Source organism: Polaromonas sp. AER18D-145 (assembly GCF_002379095.1).
Lineage (GTDB): Bacteria > Pseudomonadota > Gammaproteobacteria > Burkholderiales > Burkholderiaceae_C > Polaromonas.
Genome location: NZ_NBZV01000096.1, coordinates 1 through 2,541, shown reverse-complemented (window position 1 = coordinate 2,541; position 2,541 = coordinate 1). Strand labels below are relative to the sequence as shown.

Genomic DNA, 2,541 nt, shown 5'->3' with positions numbered 1-2,541 from the left:
GCGTCGTCGAGGGTCTGAACAACAAGGTCAAAGTGACCATGAGAAAATCCTACGGGTTTCGGACCTTCAGAATCACTGAACTCGCCCTATATCACGTACTTGGCAAGCTTCCTGAGCCGCAACTCGCCCACAGATTTTACTGACGAAGCAGAAACTTGTCGTTTTTGGATTTCTTGAGTTCGAATTTACCGGCCATCACGATACTCCTTGAGAAAAAGGGACTACAAGCGCTTGCCCCTCTTTGTAGCCGACCCCAGGCTGGAGCGCAAGAACTTGTTCCCGGGTTTGCTGCACGCCATGTGCCGGCCCCGGGCCGCCCGACGCGGCCTAACGGTCAGCCAGGTATTTAAAAATAGCCGCATCGTCGAGTTCGGCCAGCCCCGCCCGATGTGCCTGGGCAAACACTTCGCTGGCGCGTGCGCCCAGCGGCCCCTCGAAGCCGGCGGCCCGGGCCGCTTCGACCGCCAGGCGGGTGTCTTTTTCGAGCAGCGTCACATGCGCGCGCGGTACATAGTCGCCGGCAATGGCCCGGCGCATGCGGTCGGAGCCTATCCAGCTCTGGCCGCTGGACTGCTCGATGACGTCCAGGGTCCGCCCCGGATCCAGGCCCAGGCGCCCGGCCAGGGCCAGCACCTCGGCCGCCCCGACCAGGTTGATGCCGGCCAGCAGGTTGTTGACCAGCTTGGTGCGGGCGCCGTCACCGGCCTGGTCGCTGATGCGAAAGACCTTGCCCGACAGGGCCTGCAGCAAGTCCACCTGCTCTTCGTACACGGCCGGTGTGCAGGCGACCATCAGGCTCATCGACCCATCCCGCGCACGCGCCGGGCCGCCCGACATGGGCGCGTCCACCGTGTGCACACCCAGCGCCGCCAGCCGGGCCGCAAAAGCCTCGACATCCTGCGGTGAGATCGTCGGGCACAACATCACGGTATGCCCCGGTTGCAGCATGCGGGCCAGGCCGTCCGCGCCGAACAACACGGCGTCGGTCTGCGCGGCATCCACCACACAAACGATAAACGCTACTGAATTGATAGCTGCCTGCGCAGGTACAGAAAGGGCGGAAGCCCCTTTTTCTTCCAGATCGGCGACTTTCACAGGGTCGATGTCGCAAACCTGCACGGCCCAGCCCCGGGAAAGGAGGTTGGCCGCCATGGCGCCGCCCATGTTGCCTATGCCGATGATGGCGACTGGATGGACTGGTGGCGCAGGCGACATGGAGGCGGACATGGTCATTGGGTCAATGATCGGCCAGGCGCGGGCGAGGAATCAACTCTGCACCAGCCTCTTGGCCTTGGAGATCGACATCAGGATGCCCACCGCCAGCCCGAGGGTCACCATGGCCGTGCCGCCGTAACTGATGAAGGGCAGCGGCACGCCGACCACCGGCAGGATGCCGCTGACCATGCCCATGTTGACGAAGGCGTAGGTGAAAAAGATCATGGTGACCGCGCCGGCGAGCAGGCGGGCGAACAGCGTGGGCGCCTCCAGCGCAATGACCAGGCCGCGAAAGATCAGGAAAATGAAGCCGGCGATCAGCGCCAGGTTGCCGACCAGCCCGAACTCCTCGGAGTAGGCGGCAAAAATGAAGTCGGTGGTGCGTTCGGGGATGAACTCCAGGTGGGTCTGCGTGCCCTGCATGAAGCCCTTGCCGAACACCCCCCCCGAGCCGATGGCGATCATCCCCTGGATGATGTGAAAGCCCTTGCCCAGCGGGTCCCGCGTCGGGTCGAGCAGCGTGCAGATGCGCTGCTGCTGGTAGTCGTGCAGCACCGGCCAGCGCACGCCGTCGGCGCACAGCTGTGGCTCGAACCAGACCACCAGAAAAATGCCGGCCAGCCCCAGCAGCACCGGCGGCGCAATCAGCTTCCAGCTCAAGCCGGCAAAAAAGATCACCGCCAGCCCAGCCGCCAGCACCAGCAGCGAGGTGCCCAGGTCGGGCTGCTTCATGATCAGGCCCACCGGCACCACCAGCAAGAGGCAGGCAACCAGGTAGTCAAGCGGACGCAGTTGCCCTTCGCGTTTCTGGAACCACCAGGCCAGCATCAGTGGCATGGCGATTTTCAGGATCTCGCTGGGCTGAATCACGATGCCCAGGTTGATCCAGCGTTTCGCGCCTTTTTTCGTGATGCCAAAAATCGCCACGGCAACCAGCAGGGCCACGCCCAGCACATACAGGGGCACGGCAAACGCCATCAGGCGCTGCGGCGGGATCTGCGCCACGACAAACATGATGCCCCCGGCAATCAGCATGTTGCGGCCGTGGTCCATGAAGCGGGTGCCGTGGTCAAAGCCGGACGAATACATGATCAGCAGGCCGGCGCTGGCCAGCAGGAAAACGGCAAACGCCAGCGGGCCGTCAAAGCCCTGGAACATCGGGGCGGCGCGCTGGAAAAGGGAAGGTTTGTCGAAAACGGCGGACATGAGGTGGGATTATCTGCCAGCTGGATGCTGCCAGGCTACCGAATGCCCTTACCCCGGCATCACGCTCCGCCGGTGGTCCGCTGTGGACAGTAGGCGCAACTCCCCACTCCCTCCCCCCGC

3 protein-coding genes are annotated in these 2,541 nt (G+C 63.8%); 1 reads left to right on the top strand and 2 read right to left on the bottom strand.

The window, feature by feature from the left end:
- Positions 1 to 143: transposase (locus tag B7G52_RS22925; protein ID WP_141397505.1), on the top strand; the 143-nt coding region annotated here is incomplete at its 5' end.
- 184 nt (positions 144 to 327) lie between these two features.
- Here the strand turns inward: B7G52_RS22925 and B7G52_RS22920 are convergent.
- Both B7G52_RS22920 and rodA read right to left on the bottom strand, forming a co-directional pair.
- Positions 328 to 1,227 (bottom strand): NAD(P)-dependent oxidoreductase, encoded by a 900-nt coding sequence (locus B7G52_RS22920; protein WP_240523595.1) that lies wholly within the window; start codon positions 1,225 to 1,227, stop codon positions 328 to 330.
- 39 nt (positions 1,228 to 1,266) lie between these two features.
- Positions 1,267 to 2,421 (bottom strand): rod shape-determining protein RodA, encoded by a 1,155-nt coding sequence (gene rodA / locus B7G52_RS22915; protein ID WP_096699967.1) that lies wholly within the window; start codon positions 2,419 to 2,421, stop codon positions 1,267 to 1,269.
- Positions 2,422 to 2,541 lie beyond the last annotated feature (120 nt).

What these genes read in the sequence shown, in the direction of transcription:
- B7G52_RS22920 (WP_240523595.1), bottom strand. Translation starts at nt 1,227, where the DNA reads ATGTCCGCCTCCATGTCGCCTGCGCCACCAGTCCATCCAGTCGCCATC.
- rodA (WP_096699967.1), bottom strand. Translation starts at nt 2,421, where the DNA reads ATGTCCGCCGTTTTCGACAAACCTTCCCTTTTCCAGCGCGCCGCCCCG.